At 72.3% G+C, this 23,348-nt stretch carries 24 protein-coding genes; 11 read left to right on the plus strand and 13 right to left on the minus strand.

The features are described from left to right. The first annotated feature begins 100 nt into the window (after positions 1-100). Positions 101-772 (plus strand): O-methyltransferase, encoded by a 672-nt coding sequence (locus tag ACFRIC_RS08955; RefSeq protein ID WP_382781675.1) that lies wholly within the window; start codon positions 101-103, stop codon positions 770-772. A 44-nt stretch (positions 773-816) separates the two neighbouring features. Here the strand turns inward: ACFRIC_RS08955 and ACFRIC_RS08960 are convergent, their stop codons facing one another. Further along, positions 817-1,212: a hypothetical protein gene (locus ACFRIC_RS08960; protein WP_382781678.1), complete on the minus strand. Its 396-nt coding sequence runs from the start codon at positions 1,210-1,212 to the stop codon at positions 817-819. Between the two features lie 120 nt (positions 1,213-1,332). Here ACFRIC_RS08960 and ACFRIC_RS08965 point away from each other — a divergent pair, with 120 nt between their 5' ends. Beyond that, positions 1,333-1,761, plus strand: a complete 429-nt coding sequence (locus tag ACFRIC_RS08965) for a DUF1992 domain-containing protein (protein ID WP_382781681.1) — start codon at positions 1,333-1,335, stop codon at positions 1,759-1,761. Positions 1,762-1,870: 109 nt separating this feature from the next. Here the strand turns inward: ACFRIC_RS08965 and ACFRIC_RS08970 are convergent, their stop codons facing one another. Both ACFRIC_RS08970 and ACFRIC_RS08975 read right to left on the minus strand, forming a co-directional pair. After that, the gene (locus ACFRIC_RS08970; RefSeq protein WP_382781684.1) at positions 1,871-2,734 is read right to left on the minus strand and encodes a hypothetical protein; all 864 of its coding nucleotides are present in this window, start codon (positions 2,732-2,734) and stop codon (positions 1,871-1,873) included. 14 nt (positions 2,735-2,748) lie between these two features. After that, positions 2,749-3,591, minus strand: coding sequence for a hypothetical protein (locus tag ACFRIC_RS08975; RefSeq protein ID WP_382781686.1), 843 nt, complete (start codon positions 3,589-3,591; stop codon positions 2,749-2,751). Positions 3,592-3,769: 178 nt separating this feature from the next. Here ACFRIC_RS08975 and ACFRIC_RS08980 point away from each other — a divergent pair, with 178 nt between their 5' ends. Further along, a complete protein-coding gene (locus ACFRIC_RS08980) occupies positions 3,770-4,291 on the plus strand; it encodes a GNAT family N-acetyltransferase (protein ID WP_382781689.1) in 522 nt (173 codons plus the stop codon). An 11-nt stretch (positions 4,292-4,302) separates the two neighbouring features. Here the strand turns inward: ACFRIC_RS08980 and ACFRIC_RS08985 are convergent, their stop codons facing one another. Continuing rightward, on the minus strand, positions 4,303-6,477 hold the full coding sequence (locus tag ACFRIC_RS08985; RefSeq protein WP_382781692.1) for an MDR family MFS transporter: 2,175 nt from the start codon (positions 6,475-6,477) through the stop codon (positions 4,303-4,305). A 167-nt stretch (positions 6,478-6,644) separates the two neighbouring features. Here ACFRIC_RS08985 and ACFRIC_RS08990 point away from each other — a divergent pair, with 167 nt between their 5' ends. Then, entirely contained in the window at positions 6,645-8,027 is a 1,383-nt protein-coding gene (locus tag ACFRIC_RS08990; protein ID WP_382781694.1) for a peptidoglycan-binding protein, read from the plus strand. Between the two features lie 427 nt (positions 8,028-8,454). Here the strand turns inward: ACFRIC_RS08990 and ACFRIC_RS08995 are convergent, their stop codons facing one another. Together ACFRIC_RS08995 and ACFRIC_RS09000 are read right to left on the minus strand one after the other, a co-directional pair. Beyond that, the gene (locus ACFRIC_RS08995; protein WP_382781697.1) at positions 8,455-9,123 is read right to left on the minus strand and encodes an HAD-IA family hydrolase; all 669 of its coding nucleotides are present in this window, start codon (positions 9,121-9,123) and stop codon (positions 8,455-8,457) included. Between the two features lie 647 nt (positions 9,124-9,770). Further along, positions 9,771-10,352 carry a TMEM165/GDT1 family protein gene (locus ACFRIC_RS09000; RefSeq protein WP_382781699.1) on the minus strand — a complete coding sequence of 194 codons (582 nt, stop codon included), beginning with the start codon at positions 10,350-10,352 and terminating at the stop codon, positions 9,771-9,773. Positions 10,353-10,833: 481 nt separating this feature from the next. On the opposite strand from ACFRIC_RS09000, the gene ACFRIC_RS09005 reads away from it, so the two are divergent. The 3 genes from ACFRIC_RS09005 to ACFRIC_RS09015 all read left to right on the plus strand — a co-directional run bounded on the left by ACFRIC_RS09005 (position 10,834) and on the right by ACFRIC_RS09015 (position 14,124). After that, the gene (locus tag ACFRIC_RS09005; protein WP_382781702.1) at positions 10,834-11,478 is read left to right on the plus strand and encodes an HNH endonuclease family protein; all 645 of its coding nucleotides are present in this window, start codon (positions 10,834-10,836) and stop codon (positions 11,476-11,478) included. 145 nt (positions 11,479-11,623) lie between these two features. Continuing rightward, positions 11,624-13,294 (plus strand): alkaline phosphatase D family protein, encoded by a 1,671-nt coding sequence (locus ACFRIC_RS09010; RefSeq protein ID WP_382781705.1) that lies wholly within the window; start codon positions 11,624-11,626, stop codon positions 13,292-13,294. Between the two features lie 200 nt (positions 13,295-13,494). Next, a complete protein-coding gene (locus ACFRIC_RS09015) occupies positions 13,495-14,124 on the plus strand; it encodes a DedA family protein (protein ID WP_382781707.1) in 630 nt (209 codons plus the stop codon). A 225-nt stretch (positions 14,125-14,349) separates the two neighbouring features. Here the strand turns inward: ACFRIC_RS09015 and ACFRIC_RS09020 are convergent, their stop codons facing one another. After that, positions 14,350-14,580, minus strand: a complete 231-nt coding sequence (locus tag ACFRIC_RS09020; RefSeq protein ID WP_382781710.1) for a DUF2277 domain-containing protein — start codon at positions 14,578-14,580, stop codon at positions 14,350-14,352. Positions 14,581-14,683: 103 nt separating this feature from the next. On the opposite strand from ACFRIC_RS09020, the gene ACFRIC_RS09025 reads away from it, so the two are divergent. Both ACFRIC_RS09025 and ACFRIC_RS09030 read left to right on the plus strand, forming a co-directional pair. Continuing rightward, complete coding sequence (locus ACFRIC_RS09025; protein ID WP_382781712.1) at positions 14,684-15,457, plus strand: MBL fold metallo-hydrolase; 774 nt, start codon at positions 14,684-14,686, stop codon at positions 15,455-15,457. 143 nt (positions 15,458-15,600) lie between these two features. Continuing rightward, the gene (locus tag ACFRIC_RS09030) at positions 15,601-16,515 is read left to right on the plus strand and encodes a ketopantoate reductase family protein (RefSeq protein WP_382781714.1); all 915 of its coding nucleotides are present in this window, start codon (positions 15,601-15,603) and stop codon (positions 16,513-16,515) included. A gap of 150 nt (positions 16,516-16,665) precedes the next feature. On the opposite strand, the gene ACFRIC_RS09035 is transcribed toward ACFRIC_RS09030, so the two are convergent. The 4 genes from ACFRIC_RS09035 to ACFRIC_RS09050 form a co-directional block, all read right to left on the minus strand. Further along, positions 16,666-17,577, minus strand: coding sequence for a LysR family transcriptional regulator (locus ACFRIC_RS09035; protein WP_382781716.1), 912 nt, complete (start codon positions 17,575-17,577; stop codon positions 16,666-16,668). 37 nt (positions 17,578-17,614) lie between these two features. Beyond that, a complete protein-coding gene (locus tag ACFRIC_RS09040; RefSeq protein ID WP_382781719.1) occupies positions 17,615-18,202 on the minus strand; it encodes a hydrolase in 588 nt (195 codons plus the stop codon). Positions 18,203-18,204: 2 nt separating this feature from the next. Next, the gene (locus tag ACFRIC_RS09045) at positions 18,205-19,575 is read right to left on the minus strand and encodes an MFS transporter (RefSeq protein WP_382782746.1); all 1,371 of its coding nucleotides are present in this window, start codon (positions 19,573-19,575) and stop codon (positions 18,205-18,207) included. A gap of 89 nt (positions 19,576-19,664) precedes the next feature. Then, the gene (locus tag ACFRIC_RS09050; protein WP_382781722.1) at positions 19,665-20,189 is read right to left on the minus strand and encodes a MarR family winged helix-turn-helix transcriptional regulator; all 525 of its coding nucleotides are present in this window, start codon (positions 20,187-20,189) and stop codon (positions 19,665-19,667) included. A 159-nt stretch (positions 20,190-20,348) separates the two neighbouring features. Here ACFRIC_RS09050 and ACFRIC_RS09055 point away from each other — a divergent pair, with 159 nt between their 5' ends. Continuing rightward, positions 20,349-20,681 carry a hypothetical protein gene (locus ACFRIC_RS09055; RefSeq protein ID WP_382781725.1) on the plus strand — a complete coding sequence of 111 codons (333 nt, stop codon included), beginning with the start codon at positions 20,349-20,351 and terminating at the stop codon, positions 20,679-20,681. 15 nt (positions 20,682-20,696) lie between these two features. Here the strand turns inward: ACFRIC_RS09055 and ACFRIC_RS09060 are convergent, their stop codons facing one another. Further along, positions 20,697-21,485, minus strand: a complete 789-nt coding sequence (locus ACFRIC_RS09060) for a DUF3761 domain-containing protein (RefSeq protein ID WP_382781728.1) — start codon at positions 21,483-21,485, stop codon at positions 20,697-20,699. A 343-nt stretch (positions 21,486-21,828) separates the two neighbouring features. On the opposite strand from ACFRIC_RS09060, the gene ACFRIC_RS09065 reads away from it, so the two are divergent. After that, positions 21,829-22,059: a hypothetical protein gene (locus ACFRIC_RS09065; RefSeq protein WP_382781731.1), complete on the plus strand. Its 231-nt coding sequence runs from the start codon at positions 21,829-21,831 to the stop codon at positions 22,057-22,059. Between the two features lie 257 nt (positions 22,060-22,316). Here ACFRIC_RS09065 and ACFRIC_RS09070 read toward each other — a convergent pair whose 3' ends face one another. Beyond that, the gene (locus tag ACFRIC_RS09070) at positions 22,317-23,207 is read right to left on the minus strand and encodes a prohibitin family protein (protein ID WP_382781734.1); all 891 of its coding nucleotides are present in this window, start codon (positions 23,205-23,207) and stop codon (positions 22,317-22,319) included. Positions 23,208-23,348: the final 141 nt, after the last annotated feature.

Consider the following 23,348-nt stretch of genomic DNA (forward strand, 5'->3'; position numbering starts at 1 on the left):
CGCGCGGGGCCCGAATCCTGCTGGCACGCGGAGGTGCCGGGGGTTAGGTTCGAGACGAAAGTCCTTAGCGCATCTAACTAGGCTATGAAAGGCCCGGTGCATGAGCGAGTCACAGCTCTGGAACGACGTCGACGACCACTTCACCAACCTCCTGGCCCCCGCCGACGAGATCCTCACCGCCGCGCTCCACGACAGCGACGCGGCCGGACTGCCCGCCATCAACGTCGCGCCGAACCAGGGCAAGCTGCTCCAGTTGCTCGCCGAGATCCAGGGCGCCCGCCGCATCCTGGAGATCGGCACGCTCGGCGGCTACAGCACGATCTGGCTGGGCCGCGCCCTGCCCGCCGACGGGACGCTGATCACGCTGGAGTACGACCCCCGGCACGCAGAGGTCGCCCGGGCCAACCTCGCGCGGGCCGGCCTCGACAAGATCACCGAGGTGCGGGTGGGCCCGGCCCTGGAGACCCTGCCGAAGCTGGCGGACGAGAACCCGGAGCCGTTCGACCTCGTCTTCGTCGACGCGGACAAGGTGAACAACCCCCACTACATCGAGTGGGCGGTCCGGCTCACCCGGCCCGGCAGCGTGATCGTCCTCGACAACGTGGTCCGCGGCGGCGCGGTGACCGACGGGACGAGCACCGACCCGAGCGTGCGGGGCACCCGGGCCGCGCTCGAACTGATCGCCACCCACCCGAAGTTGGACGGCACGGCGGTGCAGACGGTGGGCAGCAAGGGGTACGACGGCTTCGCGCTGGCCCGCGTACGGGCCTGACCGCCCGGTCCCGCACCACCGCGCCGCCGCACCCCGCGCCGCTCTCAGACCTCGTGGTAGAAGCCCACGTTCACGGTGTGGGGCCCGGTGCGGTCCTGGATGACCAGTTCGCCGGAGCCGCCCGCCGGGAGCCGGGCCGTCCCGCCGTACGGAAGCGGCTGGGGCTGCAGTCCCGTGAGGATCAGCCGGACCTCGGAGGACGGCTCCGGGTGCGAACCCCGCAGCCAGGTGACCTGCCAGGAGCCGTCGGGGCCGCACAGGAACTCCAGGTGGACCCGGGAGACGAACAGCCAGTCGTCGGGGGTCGCGAGACGGCACACGGCCCGGTCCCGGCCCACCCGCAGCATGGCTCCTGGGTCGCTGGGCGCGTCGGCCATCTGCATCCCGGCCGTCGCTCCGGCGTCCCCTCCGGTCACCGAGGCCATGGTGAGTTCGAGCAACGCGCGCTCCTTCGTGAGGTGCTGGTCCAATTGTCCCGCCGGGGAACGAGGTTGCCCCGCCGCCGCCGCATGATAATTCGACCTTTACCGTCGCCGCGTGACCTCCGGCACAATGGACTCATGACCGAGCGCAAGCCACCGGGCGTCAGCTTCGAGTCCTGGGTCGACCGGCAGATCCGCCAGGCGGAGGCCCGCGGCGAATTCACGGAACTCCCGGGCGCGGGCAAACCGCTGCCCGAGGTCACCGACACCCCGTACGACGAACTCTGGTGGATCAAACGGAAGATGGCCCGCGAGGGTCTGTCGGTCCTGCCGCCCACGCTGGCCCTGCGCAAGGAGGCGGAGGACGTGCTCGCGGCGGTTCCCGCGCTTCCCTCCGAGCGTGCGGTGCGGCGGGCCGTCGAGGAGATCAACGCCAAGATCCGCGAGATGATGTTCAAGCCGCCGCCCGGACCTCCGCTCGGTCTCAAGCCGTACGACGTGGAGAAGATCGTCCAGGAGTGGCACACGACCCGCGAGAACCCGGCCCCGGACGGCCCGCCGTCCTAGGGCGTGTCCGGCCGCACCCGAACTGCGAAGAATCCCGGACGCGGTGAGGCCGCGTCCCGGGCCATGATCCGGGACGCGGCCTGTTTCACCGGGGAAGGTCCGGGTGGGCTCAGATCCGCAGGAGCCGCTCGGTCATCTCGCGGTAGTCCCGCAGGGCGAGCCGCAGCCGCTCGGTGTCCTCGCCGCCCGCCTTGTCCTCGTCGCCCGACTGCCAGGACGTCCGCAGGTCGCGCCGCCGCCGGGTCACCGCTTCCGTGAACCGGCCCGCGAGCTCCTCCAGCACGTGGTCGGCCTCTTCCACGGAGGCCTGCGGCCCGTCGATGAACCCGCCGACCGCGTGCCGCATCCGCAGCGAGAACTTGTCGTGCTCGTCCAGCGAGAGCATCCGCTCGTCCCGCCCGGCGGACTCCTCCGCACGGTCCTCGGTGTCCGCCGGACCGCCCCCGGGCCGCGCTCCCGCGGCATCCCGGGACACCGGACGCGGACCGGGTCCGTCGTCGGTGCCGCCGGACGTGCGGGACACGGGGGCCACGGGACCGTCGTCCGGACGCCCCGCGCGTCCGTCGGCCGGGGCGGCACCCCGCCCGTCGGCACCGGCACCCGCCGTCGCGCGGGACGACGTCGTACCGGTTCCGGCCGGACGGACCGGGGAGTCGGCACCGTCGGCCGTCCGGGTCCCGGCCGGGCGGACGGCCGAGCCCCCGCCGTCGGCCTTGCCGGTCCCGGCCGCACCGGCGCCGGCCCTGGCGCGGTCGCCGTTCCGGTCCGGGGCGCCGGTCCCGCTCGGGGCGGGCTCGGTGGACACGGGGTCCACCCGGCCCTTGAGGGCCTCACGACGCGACACGTCCTCGGCCTCACCGTGGTCGCCGTCCGCCCGGTCGTCCGGGGAACGCTCAGGGGGTACGGGGGTCACGCGGCCCTTCATGGTGGCCTCGCGCGCCGGGGTCCGCTCGGGATCCTGCTCTGGCTTCATGGTGCTCACCTTCTTCAACTCCCCTTCGCCTGACGCCTGGTGAAGGACCAGGGAAGGTGGGAGCGAGTATCGGGGGTGGACGTCCTGGTGCTGCTCTCGCCGTTCTCGGCGCTCTCGCCGTTCTCGGCACGCCCGGCGCTCTCCGCCGGCTCCGCGCGCCCGTCGTTCCCCGTCGTCCGCGCCTGCTCGGCGCGCCGGGTGTCCTTGGTCAGGGCGAACCGCCCGTTGCGCTCCTGGCGGGCGGCCGGGGTCCCGCTCACGTCCTCCGTGTTCCGCGCCCTGGCCGGCGAGGTGTCCTCGCGGGTCGTGGTCAGCAGCTCGTCGAAGAGGTCGCGGGCCTCCAGCATCGCCTCGCGCAGCTTCTCGGTTTCGCCGCCGCCGTTCCCGCCCCCGCCGGTACGGGCCAACGCGGCCCGGTGCACACGGCGATACCCGTGGACGTGGTGTCCGTGGTGGACGGACAGCGCCGACACCTGCTCCTCGTAACGGTCCCCGCCCGGGAATCCGCGCTCTCCGGCCAGCTCGCCGAGCAGACGGTCGGCCTCGGCCACCGCCTCCTGGGGCGAGTCGACGAACCGTTCCTGGGCGGCCGTCCAGCCGGCCGCGTACCGTTCCCTGGCCGCGGGCTCGAGCGGCCGCGCACTCAGCGCGCCGTGCTTCTTCACGCGCTCGTTCAGGTCGCGTTCGGCGGCCTGGGTGTCGCCGTCGTGCCGGGCGACGGTCCGGTCGTACTCCGGTCCGAAGCGCCGCCGCAGGGCGCGCCCGCCCGGCGGCCTTCGGGCGCGGAGGGTCAGGGCGGCCGCGACAACGGCAACGGCCGCCACGATGATCAGAGCGATGATCACGGCTGTGGACATGGGTGCCTTCCCGGTTCTCGACCCAACGGGCCGGTTCCCGGACCGGGTTGCCCGGAACCCGCTCCTCAAACGGCCCCAGGACGGCACGGACGTCAACACCCCCTCCCCGTCCCGCCGTTCGGCCGCGGCCCCATATCCGGTTGCGCGCCCGGGGTGGCACCGGCCGACAATGGCCCGCATGACCCGACCGCCGTCCGCCGCGCGAGGCTCCTGGAGCGTGGCCCCCGAACCCTTCGACTCCCCTGCCGCCGCGACCCTTTGGCGGGCGTACTACACCGAGGTCAGCGACCGGTGGTACGAGCTGCACGAGGGACGTACGACGGATCCCGACGAGCTGGAGCGGGAGATCGCCGCGCGGACGGGCGCCGAGTTCGCGCCGCCCGCGGGTGTGCTGCTCCTCGCGCGCCACGACGGTGAGCCCGGCGGGACGGCGGGGGTGCGGATGCTCGACGCCGGCACGGGCGAGCTGAGCCGGGTCTTCGTCCGCGCGGACCTGCGCGGCAAGGGCGCGGCTCCGCTCCTGCTGGCGGCCGCCGAGGCCGCGGCGCGCGGCCTGGGCGCCCGGCAGCTCGTCCTCGACACTCGCTCCGACCTGGTCGAGGCGCGGGCCCTGTACGCCCGGCACGGCTACGAGGAGACCGCGCCGCACAACGACGAGGTCTACGCCGAGCACTGGTTCCGGAAGGACCTGGCCGGCTGACGGTCGGGCCGTCAGGCCGGTTCCCCCCGCGGGCGGGCGGTGGAGGCGCTCTCGTGCGGGCGTTCCGCGTCGGAACCGCACATCTCCTCGTTCAGCTCCGCCACCAGCTGGGTGAGGTCGGTCGGACGGTCCGGCGTCCACCAGTCGCCCAGCAGTTCGGCGAAGGACTCCTCGCGGGCCCGGGACAGATTCCCGGCGGCGACCCGGCCCTCGTCGGTCAGGACCAGGTCCACGCCCTCGCGGCGGGCCAGCCGGCGCTCCTCGATCTGGCGGGCGGCGGCCAGGACGACGTCCAGGGGGACCGCGCTGCGCTCGGCCAGGAGCGCGGGCTCCGCCCACCCGTACTTCTTGATCCGCAGCAGCAGCCAGCTCGCCGCCGGCAACAGGTCGTAGCCCGCGCGCGCGGTGATCGTCTCGTAGACCTCGCGGCGCCCCTCACGGGTGCCGAGCACGGACAGCGCCCGGCACACCTCGTCGTACGACGACCGCTCGACCGGGTTGCTCGCCAGTGTCTCCGTGACGTCGGGTGCCGTGACGGAGCCGCGCAGTCTGTCCTCGCGCAGGAACCAGGCCAGCACGAACCCGAGCAGGGCGACCGGGGCCGCGTACAGGAAGACGTCGGTGATCGAGGTCGCGAACGCGTGCAGGACGGGCTGGCGCAGGTCGGCCGGCAACTGGCCGATCCCCTTCGGGTCCGCCTTCAGGGAGTCCGTCGTGACGCCGGGTGGAAGCTGCTGTCCGGCCAGCGCCTTCGTCAGGTTGTCGCCGAGACGGCCCGCGAAGACCGTGCCGAAGATCGCGACGCCGAACGAGGCGCCGATGGACCGGAAGAAGGTCGCCCCGGAGGTGGCGACGCCCAGATCCTCGTACGACACCGCGTTCTGCACGATCAGCACGAGCACCTGCATGACGAGGCCGAGGCCCAGGCCGAACACGAAGAAGTACGTGCTCATGATCCCGGTGCCGCTGTTCTCGTCCAGTTGGTGCAGCAGGAGCAGCCCGAGGGCGGTGATCCCGGTGCCCGCGACCGGGAACACCTTCCAGCGGCCGGTACGGCTGACGATCTGGCCGGAGACCGTGGACGACAGCAGCAGCCCGAACACCATCGGCAGCATGTGCACACCGGACATGGTGGGCGAGACGCCCTGCACGACCTGGAGGAACGTCGGCAGGTAGGTCATCGCGCCGAACATCGCGAAGCCCACGATGAAGCTGATGATCGCGGACAGCGTGAAGGTGTGGACCCGGAACAGCTTGAGCGGCAGCACGGGTTCGGCCGCGCGCCGCTCCACCGCGACGAACGCGACCGCGAGGACCACGCCGAGGACCACGAGCCCGATGACCTGCGGCGAGCCCCAGTCCCAGGTGGTGCCGCCCAGCGAGGCCACCAGGACCAGGCAGGTGGCGACCGCGGCGATCAGGAACGTGCCGGCGTAGTCGATGACGTGCCGTGCCGACTTCTTCGGGATGTGCAGCACCGCGGCGATCACCACGAGCGCCACGACGCCGACGGGCAGGTTGATGTAGAAGACCCAGCGCCAGCTCAGATGTTCCGTGAACAGCCCGCCGAGCAGCGGTCCCAGCACACTCGTCGCGCCGAACACCGCACCGAACAGCCCCTGGTACTTGCCCCGTTCACGCGGCGGGACGAGGTCGCCGACGATCGCCATCGACAGCACCATCAGACCGCCGCCGCCCAGTCCCTGTACCGCCCGGAAGGCGATCAGCTCGCCCATGTTCTGCGACATGCCGCACAGCGCCGAGCCGACCAGGAAGATCACGATCGCCGTCTGGAACAGTCTCTTGCGGCCGTACTGGTCGCCGAGCTTGCCCCACAGCGGGGTCGCCGCCGTCGACGCGAGCAGGTACGCCGTCACCACCCAGGACAGGTGCTCCAGACCGCCGAGGTCGCTCACGATGGTCGGCAGCGCGGTGGACACGATCGTCTGGTCCAGGGCGGCCAGCAGCATGCCGAGCAGCAGGGCGCCGATGGAGACGAAGACACTGCCGTGCACCGAGTCCTTGGCGTCGGTCTCCGCGGCGCTGCGGCGGCGCACCGCCGACTCGCTGACCGCGACCGAGTCTTGCAGTCCGGGCGGCTCGCCCCTGTCGCCGCCGGTCGGCGCCTCCACCCCTTCCGGCCCCTGGCCGGTCGGTGTGTCGGAACCGTGCGCGTCCCCGGTCATGCGGCCTCCCTGAGCACCTGGGGTCCAGGTCACCCTCCATCCTGATCGGTGTGTCCGGTTATGGCCTGTCGAGGCAACCGGAATCTTCTCTTCCGGGGGGCTGCTTGAAGATTGCATGAAGGTCGTCCGCATAATCACTGGAGCTTTCAGGGGGGAGGGACCCACGCGTGACTGAATCGAACGGCCATGTCTGCCCCGAGTGCGCCGCACACCGGGCGCAGGACGGCACCCCGTCCTGCGCCTGCACCCGCAGGGCGTCCGACGCCCTGCGCGACGAGCGCTCGGCCGAGGCCGCGGCGGCGGAGGACTTCAACCCGCTGCGCATACGGCCCTACGTGGAACTGGGCACGGAGAACTCCGGGCACACCGGGGCGGGCCTGGGACCGGCCGACGGCACCGGCGTCCCGTACCCGGCCGGAACGGGCTCCTGGCAGGCCGCGCCGACGGCCGGTGAGGCCTGGGCCGGCGCGGAGGCGGGTGCCTGGACGGCTGCGCCGGAGGGGGCGTGGGTGCAGCAGGGGACGTGGGTGCCGGAAGCTGTCCACGGCGTCTCCCCCGCCGGCGGAGGAGAGCCGACGGGCGCGGGCGCCCCGGCGGTCGGCGGGGTGCCGATGCCTCCGCCCGCCAACGGGGAGGACCCGGCCGCCTCGACCATGCAGCTCGCCGCGATCCCGGCGGAGGCGCACCCCGGCCCGGCGCCGGCTCCGGTCCCCGCCGACGCGACCATGCGACTGGCCCCGGTACCGGCGGACACGGCCCCCCGCTCGGCACCGCTGCCGCCGGAGGTGACCGCGCCGCCCACGCCGATGCCGGCCGACGCGACCATGCGGCTGAAGGCGCTCCCCTCGGAGGCGCGGGCCACCGACGTCCGCCTCTTCCACGACAACGCGCGCCCGCCGGAGCCCGGAGGGGACGCCTCGTCCTCGGGCCGGCGCGGGCGGCGCCGGCGCACCGGTGTCCTCGCCGTCGCCGGAGTCGTGGCGACCGTGGCGGCCGCGGCCGGAGTCGCGAGCGGACTGCTCTCCTACGACCCTCCCTCACGCGACGAAGCCCAGCCGAAGGACGTCAGGGCGAGCGCGCCGGACGTCCTGTCGGACACGGCCTCCGCGGTGCCGTCTGCGAGCGCGTCCTCGACGAAGTCCGCCTCGTCGTCCCCGTCGGCCTCGCTCAGCGAGAGCCCGTCGCCGTCGGTGTCCGCCTCGGAGACGTCGGCCACCCCGTCCTCGTCCGCCACGGCGTCACCGACGTCCGCCCGGCCGAGCGCGACGGCGACCGCGACGGGGTCCGTGGCGTCCACGGGGGGCGGCGGCGCGAACACGGTGGCCGGACCCACCCTGCGGCGCGGCGACAGCGGCTCCGAGGTGACCGAGCTCCAGCTTCGGCTGAGCCAGCTCAGGATGTACATGCACAGGGCCGACGGCCAGTTCGACCGCCACCTCGAGGACGCCGTGCGCTGGTACCAGTGGGCACGGGGCATCTCGGGCGACGACCCCGGGGTGTACGGCCCGGCCACCCGGGCGAGCCTGGAGGCGGAGACGTCCCAGCCGTGACTCGCCGAGGGCGTTCACCGGTCACCGGTGCGGGTCGGCCGTCGCGGGCCCGGTCCGGTGGGGGGTCGGGGCCGCGCCGGTACATCCGCCCGTCGCCGTTGGGTGAGGTGTGAACGTCGGTGGCGACGGGCATTTGATGTACCGGCCCGGCCCCTCCCGCACGTCGCCGGGTACGGGCGCGCCGTGGCGACCGCTCCACCTTCCAGCCCCGGCCGGCGATCGTTTCAGCCCCTCCGGCGTTCGAGGAGCGGGGTCTGGGGCGGAGCCCCAGGTGCGATGGGGGTCCCCCCTGGTCGAGCGAAGCCGAGACCTTGGGGGAGGGTAGGGGCGGAGGGGGCGAAATCCCATCGCCCAGCCCCACCCACCTCAGCCTTCACCCCTCGCCAGAGGGATCCGCACCCAGAGAGACCTCTCCCCCGGGAGCCCCTCAGCCGATGTGAAGCCGGACGGCTCCGGTTCCGTCCCCGACAACCTCGACCCGCACCTCGGTCAGATCCCGAACAAGCACATCCGGCCCATGGAACCCGGCCCGAGGCCCAACCCCCACGACCCGCATCCCAGCCGCCCGCCCCGCGGCGATCCCGGCCCCGGAGTCCTCGAAGACGACACAGTCCTCAGGAGCGATCCCCAGCTCGGCCGCCCCCTTGAGGAACCCCTCGGGATCGGGCTTGCTGGCACCGACGCTCTCGGCGGTGACCCGCACATCGGGAAGCCCGAGCCCCGCCGCGGCCATGCGCCCAGTGGACAGCGCCACGTCCGCCGAGGTGACGAGGGCGTGCGGCACCCCCGCGAGGGAGGCGAGGAACTCCGGCGCACCCGGGATCGCGACGACGCCCTCCATGTCGGCGGTCTCCTCGGCCAGCATCCGCGCGTTGTCCGCGTAGTTCTGCTCCATGGGACGGTCCGGCAACAGCACCGCCATCGAGGCGTACCCCTGCCGCCCGTGGACGACCTTCATGACCTCGTCGCCGTCCAGCCCGTGCCGGTCGGCCCAGCCACGCCAGCAGCGCTCGACGACGACGTCGGAGTTGACGAGGGTCCCGTCCATGTCGAGCAGGAAGGCACGGGCGGTCAGAACGGTGGTGGCCGTCGTCATCGATGCTCCAAAGCACAGGTAGGGGGGACCAATACACCCCCGGGAAACAAGGCGGCCCCGCCCGCCGGTCAGGGAGATGCGGACGGGAACCACTTTGTTCCTACAACATACAAAACAACCCCGCCGAGCGCCACTCACACGGCCCACAGAGCCACTCGCGCGGCCCGCAGAGCCACTCGCACAGCCCACAGAGAGGACAGCCGCGCCGACCGAAGGATCTTTTAGCCCCCTCCGCCCCTACCCGCTCCACCCCTGGGGCTCCACCCCAACCCCCGCCCACTCCTCAATCACCGGAGGGGCTGAAGCTTTCGCCTGCCCGAGCTGAGACTTGCTCCGCACCCGAAAAGGCAGCCCGGAGTGGCCGAAACTCACGCCCGAACCCCAGCGAACGCGGACCCGCAGCCGGGATCCGGCGGAAGGGGCCGTGCCGGTACATCAATGGCCGTCGCCACCAACGGCCACATCTCCGCCCAACGGCGACGGGCTGATGCACCGGCACGGCCCCGACCCCCACCGGCCGGGACCCGCGAACACGCCGGGAACCGCGAACACACAGCACCGCACCGAACAACCACCAATGCCCGGCACCAACCCCAGACGCCGACACAGCCAACGCCCACCGGCAAAAACGCCAGAGGCGAGCGAATTCAGCCCGCCACAGCCTCGTACAGGCTCCAGACCCCCAGCCCCATCATCAGCACAGCCGCCACCTTGGTGATCAACGACAACGGGACCCGCTTCATCAGCGCCTTGCCGCCCACGATCCCCAGCCCCGCCACGGCCCACAGCCCCAGCACCGCACCGAGCCCCACCGACAGCGGGTCGTCGTAGCGCGCCGCGAGGTTCGCCGTCATGATCTGCGTGAGGTCGCCGAACTCGGCGACGAGGATGAGCATGAAGCCCGCCCCGGACACCTTCCAGAACGTCTGGTTCGCCGGCTTGCGCACCTCTTCCTCGTCCTCGCCCTTCTTCATCAGCAGCACCGCGGCCCCGCCGAGGAACAGCACACCGGTGACGGCGTGCACGATCTGCTGCGGCAGCAGGGTCAGCACGCTGCCCGCCGCGACGGCGAGCACCACATGGACGGCGAAGGCGGCGGCGACACCGACGAAAACGTACGAGGCGCGGTAGCGAGTGCCGAGGACGAGCCCGGCGAGCGCGGTCTTGTCCGGCAGCTCGGCAAGGAAGACGACACCGAAGACGAGCGCCATCACGCTGAAGCTGATCAAAATCCCTCAATCGGTCGGGCTGCCCCGCCGAGAGTGTTGCGATTGCGCGTGCTGTGACTGCGCGACACCTCGGCACGGCAGCACACAGCAACACCCGCGCCGGGAGGCACGGGCACAAGCACCCACACCGGAAAGGCCCGGCAGGGCAAGTGCACTGCTTGCCGAAGGTCTCGCTGGCCGGCCTCGTGATCGAGGCCTGCCTCCGGGCGCCGGCTCAGACGAGCTGAGCAGTATGTCGACGGTCCGGCGAAGAGCTACTCCCCTTCTGCGCCGTCCATAGTACGCGACCAGCGAGCCGGCTCCCCAGGGCCGAAAGTCCCCCGACCCGGACACCCGCCCGCCGGAGAAAGTTCTGTCATGAACCTTGTCATGTCATGAACGCGTCATTATTTTCTAACCGCGCACTTACCTCACGGCAACACGACGCCGCGAGCATTCGTTCGCCCGCACCCCAACACCCCCACACCACAAGGGAGTTCGCATGCCCAAGGTCTACGCGCGTCGACGGCTGAGCATACTCGCAGGCATCACGGGTCTGATAGCCATGGCCGGTGTCTTCACCGGCCCGACCGCCTCCGCCGCCCTCCCCACCCCGGTCAGCGCGGCCACCGCCCGCACCTACCTCGCGTCCCTCACCGTCGCGACCGAGAACCGCACCGGCTACTCCCGCGACCTCTTCCCGACCTGGATCACGATCAGCGGCACGTGCAACACCCGCGAGTACATCCTGAAGCGCGACGGCTCCAACGTGACCACCGACTCCGCCTGTGTGGCCACGAGCGGTAGCTGGTACTCGGTCTACGACGGCGCCACCTGGACCGCCGCCTCCGACGTCGACATCGACCACCTCGTCCCGCTCGCCGAGGCCTGGGACTCCGGCGCCAGCGCCTGGACCACGGCCCAGCGCCAGGCCTTCGCCAACGACGTGACCCGCCCGCAGCTCCTCGCCGTCACGGACAACGTCAACCAGTCCAAGGGCGACAAGGACCCGGCCGAGTGGATGCCCTCGCGCACCGCGTACGCCTGCACCTACGTCCGCGCCTGGGTCCAGGTGAAGTACTACTACAACCTCAAGATCGACTCCGCCGAGAAGACCAAGCTCAGCTCGGTCCTCGCCGGCTGCTGACCCGCACCCGGGGCATGGACCGGCGGCCACGAGCCGCCAGGGTTCCGGACACTGTCCCCCCACGGTGTTTCCCACGGTCTCCGGAACCTCCCCACAGGCCTCCGTCGTTCCGTACCGTACGGGGCGACGGAGGAGGGGGATCACCATGGCCGAGCTGCGCCTGGGACCGCTGCTGAGGTACGTGGACGGCTCGTCGGCGACCTTTTGGGTCGAGGCGAGCCGCCCGTGCACCGCCGAGGTGCGCTGCGCGGACGGCACCCGCGGACAGGCCCGCACCTTCCAGGTGGCCGGCCATCACTACGCGCTGGTGCCGGTGGACGGGCTGACACCGGGCACGACCACCTCGTACGAGATCCTGCTGGACGGCACGACCGTGTGGCCGCTGCCCGACTCGCGTTTCCCGCCCTCGGTCGTGCGCACCTCCGGGAGCGAGGACGAGGCCGTCCGTGTCACCTTCGGTTCCTGCCGGTGGGCGTCGCCGCCAGCGGACGAGAAGGACCCGGTGGGCCCCGACGCGCTGGACACCCTCGCCGCCCGGATCGCCTCGGCCCCCGACACCGAACGCCCGGACGTACTGCTGCTGTTGGGCGACCAGGTGTACGCGGACGAGGTGTCCGGGGCGACCCGCGCCTGGATCGCCGCGCGCCGGGGTCTCGCGGACCCCCCGGGCCACCAGGTCGCCGACTACGAGGAGTACACCCGCCTCTACTACGAGTCCTGGCTCGACCCCGAGATCCGCTGGCTGCTGTCGACCGTGCCGAGCTGCATGATCTTCGACGACCACGACGTCATCGACGACTGGAACACCAGCGCGTCCTGGGTCACGGAGATCCGGGCGACCCCGTGGTGGCGCGAGCGGGTGCTCAGCGGGCTGATGTCGTACTGGGTCCACCAGCACCTCGGCAACCTCTCCCCCGCCGAGCTCTCCGACGACCTGCTGTACGCGGCCGTGCGCGAGACCCCCGACGGCACGGACGTGCTGCGGGCCTTCGCCTCCCAGGCCGACGCCGACCCCGCCTCGGTCCGCTGGAGCTACCGCCGCGACTTCGGCCGCACCCGCGTCCTGATGCTCGACACCCGCGCGGCCCGCGTCCTGGAGGAGAAGGACCGCGCGATGCTCGATCCCGGGGAGGCGGCCTGGCTGCGCGAGCAGGCCCTGGAGACGCCCGAATCCCGGGACCACCTGCTGATCGGCACCTCACTGCCCTGGCTGCTGCCCCCGCTGATCCATCACGTGGAGACGTGGGACGCCGCCCTGTGCCGAGGCGATCGGGGCGGGCGCTGGGCCCGGTTCGGCGAGCGGCTGCGCCGCGCGGCCGACCTGGAGCACTGGGCGGCCTTCCCGGAGTCGTTCGTGGAACTGGCGGAGCTGATCGCCGAGGTCGGCTCGGCGGAGCGGGCACCGGCGACGGTGTGCGTGCTCTCGGGGGACGTGCACCACGCCTACGTCGCCGATCCGGTCTGGGCCGACCCCACCCGGCAGCCCTCGGCCCGCGTTCTCCAACTGACCTGCTCCCCCGTGCACAACTCCATCCCGCGCTCCGTGCGGCTCGGCTTCCGGTTCGGTTGGAGCCGTCCGGCCCGGCTGCTCGGCACCCTCCTGTCCCGGCACGGCGGTTGCGCGCGGCCGCCGGTCGACTGGCGGAAAACCGGCGGTCCTTGGTTCGGCAATCAGCTCATGACCCTCACCCTGCGCGGCCGTTCGGCCTCCCTGCGTCTCGAACAGGCACGGCGGGGGCGCGGCGGCGGCCCCGGCCGGGCGGCCGGAGGTGCCCGGCTGACGACGGTGGCGGAGTCCCGGATCACCCCGGAATAGGCCCATTCCACGCGGTCGTCGACGCCCTCCCGCGTACCGGAGCGTGCGGGCGTGTGAACGTGATGTCACCGACACATGCGTCCCCGGAGGATCATCCGACCCATCCGCGGCGTACGCTGTGTGGCGGTCACAGACCGCACGCCACTCCGTCGCGAGGAGTGGCAGGGTCGGGCTCACGGGGTGGTCGGGGGAGAGTTTCGGTGCTGGAGAGTGTGGGGTCGCTGACAGGCAGCCCATGGATCTACGCGGTGATCGCCGTGTCCATCGTTCTCGATGTCTTCCTGCCCGTCCTGCCGAGTGGAGTCCTGGTCATCACGGCGGCGACGGCCGCGGCCGGCTCCGCCACGGCGACGGGCAACGTCCCGCACTCCGTGCCCGACATCCTGGTGCTCACCCTCTGCGCGGCCACGGCCTCGGTCCTCGGCGACCTGGTGGCGTACCGCGTCGCCTGGCGGGGTGGCGACCGTCTGGTTCGCGCCATCGCCCGCTCCCGCCGCCTGACGCGGGCGCAGGAACGTCTCGGCCAGGTCCTGGCGAGCGGCGGCGGCGTGCTCGTGATCGTGGCCCGTTTCGCTCCGGCCGGCCGCTCGGTGGTCTCGCTCGGCGCGGGCGCCGCGCACCGCCGGGTCCGCGACTTCCTGCCCTGGTCGGTCCTCGCCGGCCTGGCCTGGGCCGGCTACAGCGTCGCCCTCGGCTACTACGGCGGCCAGTGGCTGGGCGCCACATGGCTCACGGCGGCCGTCTCGGTCGGGGCCCTGTTCATCGCGGGTGCGGGCGCGGCCTACGTCGTACGCCGTCCCGCCGTGCGGGAGCGGGAAGCGGGCGCCTGAGCCCCTGGCCCGGGGCCCGTGACGGCACACGGGCACACGGGCACACGGGGACGCCACGCGGGCACACCGGCCTCCGTACGGCCCGTACGCCCGTACGCCCATACCCGTGACGCCCGTACGGGCTCAGAGCACGTACGGGTGACGGATACCCTCACGCGAGGTCCACGGCCACGCCCGCCTACGGACGACACCCACGACCGTGCGCCGGGCCGACCGTCCGGCCGGTCATCCGGCGCGCTGGGCCGCCGCCCCACGCACCTCCAGGTGGTCCAGCAGTTCGGCCGTGGCCGCCGCGACCGCCTCGACGGCGCGGTCGAAGGCCTCACGGTTGTGGGCGGCCGGGGCACGGAACCCGGACACCTTGCGGACGTACTGCAGAGCGGCGGCGCGGATCTCCTCCTCGGTCGCTTCCTCGGGGATCGCGGGCGGACGAAGTGTCTTGATGCTGCGGCACATGGGTCCAGTCTCGCGCGTTCGGTGCCGTCGTGGTCACCGCTCGCGGAAGGCGGCCCGCCCGGGCCGGGGAATACCGTCACCGGCCCGGCGGATTGAGCGGAACATGACCTCAGTGGAGATCACCTACGTCGGCGGCCCCACCGCCGTCATCGCGATCGGCGGCCTGCGGCTCCTGACCGATCCGACCTTCGACGCCCCCGGCGAGTACCCCGTCGGTTCGCGGAAGCTGGTGAAGACCGCGGGACCCGCGCTCCCGGCCGAGCGGATCGGCCCGGTCGACGCCGTCCTGCTCTCGCACGACCAGCACCCCGACAACCTGGACGCGTCCGGGCGCGAGTTTCTCCAGGGCGCCCCGGTGGCCCTGTCGACGGCATCGGCGTACGAGCGGATCGGCGCCCCCGTTCGCGCCCTCGGCCCCTGGGAGTCCGCCGAGCTGGCGCGTCCGGACGGCGGAACCCTGCGCGTGACGGCCGTTCCGGCGCAGCACGGGCCCGACGGCTCGCTGCCCCTCGTGGGCGAGGTGACCGGCTTCGTGCTGTCCGGTGAGGGGCTGCCCAAGGTGTACGTGAGCGGTGACAACGCGTCCCTGGACGTCGTACGGGAGATCGCGGACCGGGAGGGCCCCTTCGATGTGGCCGTGCTCTTCGCGGGCGCGGCGCGCACCTCGCTGGTGCCGGACGCCCCGCTCACCCTGACCAGCGAGGACGCGGCACGGGCCGCGGAGATCCTGGGCGCCGTCCGGGTGGTCCCGCTGCACTTCGAGCACTGGGGTCACTTCACGCAGGACGGTTCTACGCTGGCGAAGGCGTTCGCGCGGGCGGGTCTCACGGACCGGCTGCGACTGCCGGAGCCCGGGGCCTCGGTACGGGTGCCGTAGCGGCCCCGCGCGGCCCGATCCGCACAACACCCGAGCGATCCCTTGGAGTTCGGCAAGGTTCTCCGAGGATTGACTCGGGTCGCCGCGTCTTGTGACCATCTCCGGGGCCCGTTCCGGGGTCCCGTGGAGAGGAGCGGGGATCTATGGCGAACGACGTGCTGACAGTGGCCGTGCTGGGTCCGGGCGGGGTCGGCGGGCTGCTCGCGGCGCTCCTGTCCCGTGCCGGCCACCGGGTCGTCTGCCTCGCCGGGGACGAGACCGCGCGGAAGCTGGCCGCGGACGGCATCGAGGTGCGCAGCGGGCACTTCGGCGATTTCACGGCGCGGGTGGAGGCGGACACCGAACTGCGCGAGCCGGCCGACGTGTGCCTGATCGCGGTCAAGGCGACGGCACTGGAGGCGGCGCTGGAGCGTCTTCCGGCGAAGGCTCTGGGCGAGGAGGGACTGGTCGTCCCGCTCCTGAACGGTGTCGAGCACCCGGCGCTGCTGCGCGAGCGCTACCGCCCCGGGCAGGTGGCCCCCGCGGTGATCCGCGTGGAGTCGACGCGGATCGCCCCGGGAGTGATCGAGCACGGCAGCCCGTTCGCCGAACTCGACCTGACCGCCGACACGGCACCGCGGGCGCGGGTGGAGGCGTTCGCCGGGGCGCTGGAGTGGGCCGGACTGCACGCCCGGGTCCGGGACGACGAGTCGGCGACACTCTGGGCGAAGATGGCGTTCCTCGCGCCGTTCGCCCTGCTGACGACCCGGTACGGGGTGCCCGTGGGCGACGTACGCACGCTGCACCGCGCGGAGTTGACCGCTCTCGTGGAGGAGACGGCCGCGGTGGGCCGCGCGTGCGGAGCCGCCACCGATCCGGCGACCGCTCTGGCCCGTTACGACGCCTTCCCGGCGGCCACCAGGTCCTCGATGCAGCGGGACGCCGAGGCGGGCCGCGCCCTCGAACTCGACGCGATCGGCGGCGCGTTGCTGCGTGCGGCGGAGCGGACCGGGGTGCCGGTCCCGGTGGCGGGCGAACTGGTCCGGCATCTGACGCCGCCCGCCGGGACGGGGAGCTGAGGGTCGACGTGCCGGGTCCGGCTCCCCTGGACCCGGCCCGAACCGCCCGGCTGTACAAGGGTGTTCGCCCGGCTGGGTACGGGGTTTGCCCGATCGCGTACGAGCGTCACGGGGCCGGAGTCGGTGCCGGTCCTCGGCACCGGGCCGGGGTCAGTCCCCCGCCGCCGTGCCGGGGTCCGAGCAGTGCCGGGCCACCGTGTCGGCGAAGGCGTGCGCCGCGGGTGACAGGGCGTCCCAGCGGCGGACCGCCCAGCCGACGGCGAGCGGCGGCAGGGCCGGTACGGGGAGGAAGCGCAGGCGGGGGTGGCCGGGCCCGGGCAGACCGGGCAGGGCCGGGACCACGGCGTGGCCGAGGCCGAGTTCGGCGAGCAGGATCGCGGTGTCCCAGTCGGCGACGCTGGTGTCGGAGGTGCTCGCCGGTATCCCCAACTCCCGGTAGGCGGAGTCGAGATGGGCGCGAGAGGTGGACCGCTCGGGAAGTCCCACGATCCTCAGTCCGGCCAGCTCCTCCGCCTCGATCCGTTCCCGCGTGGCGAGTTCGTCGTCGGCGCGCACGGCGAGCACCCAGGGGAGTTCGACCACGGCCCGCTGCTCGACCCCGCGCACGGGTGGGCCGAGGGTGACCCAGGCGAGGTCGAGTCCGTGGTCGGCGAGCGCGTCGAAGCAGCTCCGGCTGGAGTTCTCGGTCTGGAACTCCAGGCTGACCTTGGGGTACCGCCCCCGGAACTCGACCACGGCCTCGGCCATGAAGTGCCGCACGGTGGTGCCGCCGGTGGCGATCCGCACCGTACCGCCGCCCCCGCGTGCCAGTTCGTCGAGCCCGCGGAGTGCGAGGTCGAGACCGGCGATGCCGTCGGCGGCGGCCCGTTCGAGGAGCCGCCCGGCGCGGGTGGGCACCACGCCCCGGGCCTGCCGTTCGACGAGTCCGAGCCCGACCTCGCGTTCCAGCCGGCGGACGTGCTGGCTCACCGCCGACTGCGTGCAGCCCAGTTCCCGGGCCACGGCACTGAGGCTTCCGGCCCGGCAGACGCCGACGAACACGCGAAGATCATCCAGGGTCACGGCCCCAAGGTACTCGCGGGCCTGGTGAGTTGGCCGGTCAGACCCGGGTCTTGTCGAGCAGCTCGACGATCTCCTCGGTCGTGCCGGTCTCGCCGAGGCGGGGGAAGATCCGCTCGACGCTGTTGCGGTGCGTCTCGGCGTCGAGGTCGGACATGGCGTCGGTGGCGAGGGTGACGTGGTAGCCGTGCTCGTGGGCGGCGCGTGCCGAGGACTCGACGCCGATGCTGGTGGCGATGCCGGCCAGCACGATCTGGGTGATCCCGCGGCGGCGCAGGTGCAGGTCGAGGTCGGTGCCGTAGAAGGCGCCCCAGTTCCGCTTGGTCACGTGGATGTCCTCGGGGTGCCCGGTCAGGTCGTCGACGATGACGTCCCAGCCCTCGGGGAACGTGCGGGTGCGGCTCGGGCCGTCGATCCGGCCGCGTACGGCGTCGGCACCGTCGGCGGCGGCGGTGACCCGGACGAGGACGACCGGGAGGTCGTGGCCGCGGAACGCGTCCGCGAGCCGGACGGAGCGCTCCACGACGTCGGCGCCGGTGTGCGGGGCGACGGCCGGGTTCCCGACGATGCCGTGCTGAAGGTCGATGAGGACGAGCGCGGTGCGGGGGTCGAGCGTGGTGACTGCCATGGTCAGGCCTTTCGGGGGGTGGGATCGCGAAGGGATCGGTCGATGAGGGTCACCGCCAGGAGCAGTACGGCTCCGGCGAGCATGAAGAGGGCCAGGTGGTGCAGGCCGCCGGTGTCGGCGCCGTGCGTGAAGAAGGCGGCGTCGGCGGCGGAGGCGGCCATCGCGCCGAGGTACATGAACGTGCGCAGCAGCCCGGCGGCCGAGCCGATCCGGGCGGGGTCGGCCTGCCGGTAGAGGGCGTTCTGATTGGCCAGGCCATTGAGTCCCTGGGGCACACCCATCAGCGCGCCGACGGCGGCGAGGGCCCAGATCGCGCTGCCCGCGTCCAGGGTCAGCATCGCCAGACACCCGGCGACCTGGACGAGACTGCCGACCACCAGCTTGCCGCGGACGGACTCCCGCCGTCCGGTCAGGCCGGAGACGACGAGTCCGCTCAACGACAGCGGCAGCAGGACCAGTCCGGCGCCGGCCGCGTGCAGCCCGCGCCCCTCCTCCATCCACTGCGTGAACCCGTAGAGGAAGGCGTAGGCGGTGGCGTAGCTGAGGAACTGGCGCAGGAAGGTGGCCAGCATGGGTGCGTTGCCGCCGAGCACCCGCAGGTCGACGAACGGGGCGGGGACCCGGAGTTCCCACCGCGCGAAGGCGGTCCCGGCGGCGAGCGCGAGCACCGGCAGGTACCAGTCCGCGGCCCGCGGTCTCATCAGGAACAGCATCAGCGAGACGAGCAGGGCGGTGAACAGGGCCATGCCGACGAGGTCGACACCGCGCGCGCCGGACGCGGACGGCCGGGACGCCTCCGGGTCGGCGGGGTCGGCGGGGCGGGCCGTCGGCGCGGGCTTCGCGGCCTTCGGCAGCCGCAGGGCTCCGAGGACCAGACAGGCCAGGGACAGCGGCACATTGACGAGGAAGATGGTGCGCCAGCCGCCGACGCCGATGAGCAGGCCGCCCAGGGTGGGCCCGACCACGGCGACGGTCTGCGCGGAGACGGCGAGCGCGGTCAGCACGCCGGCCGGGCTGCTCTGCCCGGTGCGCTCCGCCTCGCTGCGGGTCAGGTTCATGGCGGCGGGGTACGCGGCCGAGGTGCCGAATCCGAGCAGCACCCGGGCGGCAACGAGCACGCCGAGGTTCGGGGAGAGGGCGCCCAGGAGTCCGGCGACGCCCACCATGGCCGTACCGATGAGGTACAGGCGGCGTGGTCCGTACAGGTCGACGAGCCGTCCGATGACGGGCTGTCCGACGGCGGTGGCGAGATAGAGCCCGGAGACCAGCCACGCGGTGTCCGCCGGGGACGCGCCGAGCGCCCTGCCGATGGGCACCAGCGCCACGGCGATCATGGAGGAGTTGACGGGGTTCAGTACGGTCCCGAGGACCATCGGGGCGATCAGCCGGCGGTCGAAACGGTCGGGCGGGCGGTGACGCGTGGGGGTGAGCCGGTGCTGGACCCAGTCGCGGAGCGTGGGTATCACGAGCGGGTGAGCCGTTCCAGCAGCGCCATCGCCGCGATGACGGTCTGCCGCTCGTCCTCCGTGCAGCGCTCCTCGAAGGCCCGGGCGAGCCACTCCGAACGGGCCTGCCGGGTGCCTTCGACGCGCTCACGCCCGGCGTCCGTGAGCGTCACGAGCTGACGTCGGCCGTCCCCGGGGTCGGGGTTGCGCTGGATGAGCCCGAACTGGTCGAGGGCCGCGAGCGTGGCGGCCATCGACTGCGGGCGCACCCCTTCGACCGCCGCCAGCGCGCTGGCCGTGGCGGCCCCGCTCTTGCTCACCAGCGTGAGCGCGGAGATCTGGGAGGGGGTGAGGTCCTGCGCCGGGTCCTGAGCCGGATCTTGAGCCGACCCCTGCGCCGGACCCTGTGCGGGGTCCCGCGTCTCGGAAACCTCGCGGATCCGCCGCCTGAGCAGGCTGAACGCGACGCGCAGATCCTGCGCGGCACGCGCCGCGGAATCCGATACGCCCGCTTCGTTCGGCGGGTTGCCGCTGTGATCCATGCGCCCACCGTAAATCGCCCAGCTCAAACTGTCCAGTTCAAACTGCGCAGTCCAACCTGCCTATCTTGTTCACTTTCGAACCCCCGTTCGGAACACCCGTTCGCGTGAAGTCCCGGAAGGAACTCGCACCACAAAATCGAACAGGCGTAGCATTGCCGTGTGGCTGCGACCTATGACTTTCCAAGCGACCTCCTCGCCGGTCAGGAGGAGCTGCACCAGGTCCGGGCCGAGCTGCTGGCCCTGCTGAAACGACTCCCCTGGTCGGTGGAGCCCCTGGACGGCTTCAGCGACACCGGCGGCTGGCGCAAGGTGGAGCGCCCGGCCTCCCCCGGCTGGACCGACGACGAACAGGCCGAGGTCGAGAAGCTCCGCCGACGCGAGCTCGAACTCACCGTGTTCGTCTCCGGCCACCGGTTCTGGTCGGAGATAGCCCCTCCGGAGAAGGTCGACGCCCGGATGCGCCTGAAGCACACGGACGACGAGCCCTCGTAGGCGATGCGGCTTCTCCTACGAGGGCGCGCCGGCAAGCCAGTCGGCCACGCCCCCGTGATGCGAGCACGTACCCCGCCGGTGCGCGGAGTAGCTGTACGTACCGTCGTCGCACAGGGCGGTGGCGCCGGCGGGGGCCTGCTGCGAGCCGCCCGAGGACGTGGAGGCACGGGAGTCACCGGGATCACCGTCGGACGCGTCGGAGCCGCCCGCCGACGAACCCGAGCCGTCGCCGGAGGAGTTGTCGCCGTCGTCGCTCGCGGCACCGGCGGCGGCGGACGAACTGTCGTCGCCATAGGCGTCCTCCGCGCCGGAGACATCGGCGGTGCCGGCTTCGCCGTAGTCGTCACCAGTGCCGTCCGCCCCCGCGAGGTCGTCGCAGGTCTCGCCCTCGCTGGACTTGACGGTGTCGAACGTCAGCGTGTCGTCGGTGCTCATCGTGTCGCCGGCCGCGGGCGTCTGGGCGCAGACCGTCCAGTTGCGGTCCAGGAGCTGCATACGGCCCTGGCCGGTGGCGTCGGTCGAGTCCAGGTCGTAGATACCGGCGCCCTGCGCGGCGTCCTGGGCCGCCTGGAGCTCCATGCCGACGAAGTCCCCGACCGTGACGATGTCCGGCTCGTCGCCAGAGCCGGACGACCCGTCGTACACAGACGACGAGGACGACGAACTGGACGACGCGTCACCGTCGTTGTCGATCAGGGCGTTGCATCCGCCGACCACCAGAAGCGCGGCGAGCACGATGCCGCAGCCGAGTCGAGCATTCTTCCCGTCCTCCGCCGTCGGCCCAGGTCTCTGATCGCGTGCCACGAAATGGCCCCCCTTTGCTGCTTGTCACTGCGCGCTCCCCTGCGCGCATGGCCCCGCTCGCCGCCACGAAGGGGCGCTCACGCATCGCGAGGGGCAGGGGCCGTGAGGGCGCTGACGTTAGCCGCGTACCGCCCGATAGATGACCGTTCAAGGAAAGGGGTGAGCGGATGGTGTCGGTACGGGTACGGTGAGTCATGATCCCTGCCCGAAGGATCTCCTCCGTGGGAGCCCCTTCTCGGGCCCACCCCCCTTCCTCCCTTCCTCACTTCCTCCTTGCGACAATGCCGCGAAGCCGGCGCCGAAGCCGATGCCGGCGCCGATCGTGGAGGGGGAGGGAAGCAGCGTGCTTCTTCGTGGAGTGCTCGCGCTGGTCGCGGGCGGTGCTCTCCTCGTGGTGGCCGGTGGCTACCGTGGCGTGGACGTGTGGGTGTGGGACTGGGCGGACGTGACGTTCTCGCCGCGCTGCCGGACCCGTTGGGGGACGCCCTGGAAGAGCCTGGGGCGCATGAGGCTCCAATGCGGTTTCGTGGGAGCCGGGTTGGCGATCGTCGGGCTGGTCGCCCTGACCCGCTGAACGGGTATCGGCCCCGGGGAGCGCCCTTGGCCGATGCTGCGTTGGTCGTCGCCGGCGCCACCCGCGGAGGTGGGCCGGAACGGCGTGCGACTGGAACGGTGTGCGGTCGTAGCGGCGTGCGGTCGTAGCGGCGTGCGGTCGGAAAGACCGAGGCCCAGGCCGCCCGGCTGCTCGCGCCGGTTGACCTGGGCCCGTGTCATGTCGGGTCGTGTCGTGTCGCCCTGAAGGCTAGGCAAGCCGTGATGCCCGCGGTGGCGTCACTTCTTGCGGCCGTCCACGATGACCGGCGTTCCGCCCGAGTCCGTACCGCACGGCACCGCGTACACCGGGTTGGCCTTCGCGGCTTCCTTGTAGGCCTCGATGCACTGGTTGTACAGCACCTTGTCGCTCAGCGACTGCTCGATGATCTTGTTGGCGCGGGCGATGCCCTCCGCCTCGATCCGCTTACGCTCCGCCTCCGCCTTCGCCGTACGCGCAGCCTCGGTGGCCCGCTCGGTGGCCTGCTCCTGCTGGATCTTCTTGTCGATCTGGTCCTGCAGCTTCGAGGAAGGCCTCACATTGCGCAGGTTGACGGAGGTGACGTCGATGCCGCGGGGCGCCAGGCGTTCCTTGACGAGGGCGGCGATCTCCGAGCTGATCTGCTCGCGCGCGGACGCGTACCCCTCCTCACTGGTGTGCTTGGCGAAGACGTTGCGGATGATCTCGCGGCTGTCCGGCAGCACCAGCCGCTCCTCGACCGCGTCCTCGCTGCCCGCCAGCCGGTACAGCTCGACCGCCTTGGTCGGCGCCACGGCCCACTTGATGGTGACGTCCGCGTAGAGCACACCGCCCTGGGAGGAACGGACCTCGACGACGTCCTTGCCGTTGAGGTCGAGATCCACCGGACGGGTGGAGAAGGACGTGACGTCGGTGAACGGGGACTTGAAGTGGATGCCCGAGACCAGCGGGGTACCGGTCTTGCCGAACGTCACCGGCACGCCGACCTCGGAGGCGCTCACGACGTGGACGCAGGCGAAGAGACCCGCCAACAGGCCCGCCACGGCACTGAGCACCGCGCCGAGCTTCCAGTTGCCCGCGGCGGTGCGGCCGCGGCCGACGAAGAAGAGAACCAAGGCAGTTATGAGCAGCAGAATGGACAGGACGAGCACAGGTATCCCCCTCGGAAACGTTTCCGCGCCTCATGGGGCGCGGAGCCGCGCGCATCGTAGCGATCTACGGTGACAGGCTCGGGTACGGCCAGGGCCGGGCAAGAACACTGACGGCGTGAGGGGTTGCCGTGGTTGCGCCCC

Source organism: Streptomyces sp. NPDC056738 (assembly GCF_042790435.1).
Classification (GTDB): domain Bacteria; phylum Actinomycetota; class Actinomycetes; order Streptomycetales; family Streptomycetaceae; genus Streptomyces.

Bases quoted from the DNA above. Each gene is read 5' to 3' on its own strand.
- ACFRIC_RS08955 (WP_382781675.1), top strand. From the start codon at position 101: ATGAGCGAGTCACAGCTCTGGAACGACGTCGACGACCACTTCACCAAC.
- ACFRIC_RS08965 (WP_382781681.1), top strand. From the start codon at position 1,333: ATGACCGAGCGCAAGCCACCGGGCGTCAGCTTCGAGTCCTGGGTCGAC.
- ACFRIC_RS08970 (WP_382781684.1), bottom strand. From the start codon at position 2,734: ATGAAGCCAGAGCAGGATCCCGAGCGGACCCCGGCGCGCGAGGCCACC.
- ACFRIC_RS08975 (WP_382781686.1), bottom strand. From the start codon at position 3,591: ATGTCCACAGCCGTGATCATCGCTCTGATCATCGTGGCGGCCGTTGCC.
- ACFRIC_RS08980 (WP_382781689.1), top strand. From the start codon at position 3,770: ATGACCCGACCGCCGTCCGCCGCGCGAGGCTCCTGGAGCGTGGCCCCC.
- ACFRIC_RS08985 (WP_382781692.1), bottom strand. From the start codon at position 6,477: ATGACCGGGGACGCGCACGGTTCCGACACACCGACCGGCCAGGGGCCG.
- ACFRIC_RS08995 (WP_382781697.1), bottom strand. From the start codon at position 9,123: ATGACGACGGCCACCACCGTTCTGACCGCCCGTGCCTTCCTGCTCGAC.
- ACFRIC_RS09005 (WP_382781702.1), top strand. From the start codon at position 10,834: ATGCCCAAGGTCTACGCGCGTCGACGGCTGAGCATACTCGCAGGCATC.
- ACFRIC_RS09010 (WP_382781705.1), top strand. From the start codon at position 11,624: ATGGCCGAGCTGCGCCTGGGACCGCTGCTGAGGTACGTGGACGGCTCG.
- ACFRIC_RS09020 (WP_382781710.1), bottom strand. From the start codon at position 14,580: ATGTGCCGCAGCATCAAGACACTTCGTCCGCCCGCGATCCCCGAGGAA.
- ACFRIC_RS09025 (WP_382781712.1), top strand. From the start codon at position 14,684: ATGACCTCAGTGGAGATCACCTACGTCGGCGGCCCCACCGCCGTCATC.
- ACFRIC_RS09030 (WP_382781714.1), top strand. From the start codon at position 15,601: ATGGCGAACGACGTGCTGACAGTGGCCGTGCTGGGTCCGGGCGGGGTC.
- ACFRIC_RS09040 (WP_382781719.1), bottom strand. From the start codon at position 18,202: ATGGCAGTCACCACGCTCGACCCCCGCACCGCGCTCGTCCTCATCGAC.
- ACFRIC_RS09045 (WP_382782746.1), bottom strand. From the start codon at position 19,575: ATGGTCCTCGGGACCGTACTGAACCCCGTCAACTCCTCCATGATCGCC.
- ACFRIC_RS09050 (WP_382781722.1), bottom strand. From the start codon at position 20,189: ATGGATCACAGCGGCAACCCGCCGAACGAAGCGGGCGTATCGGATTCC.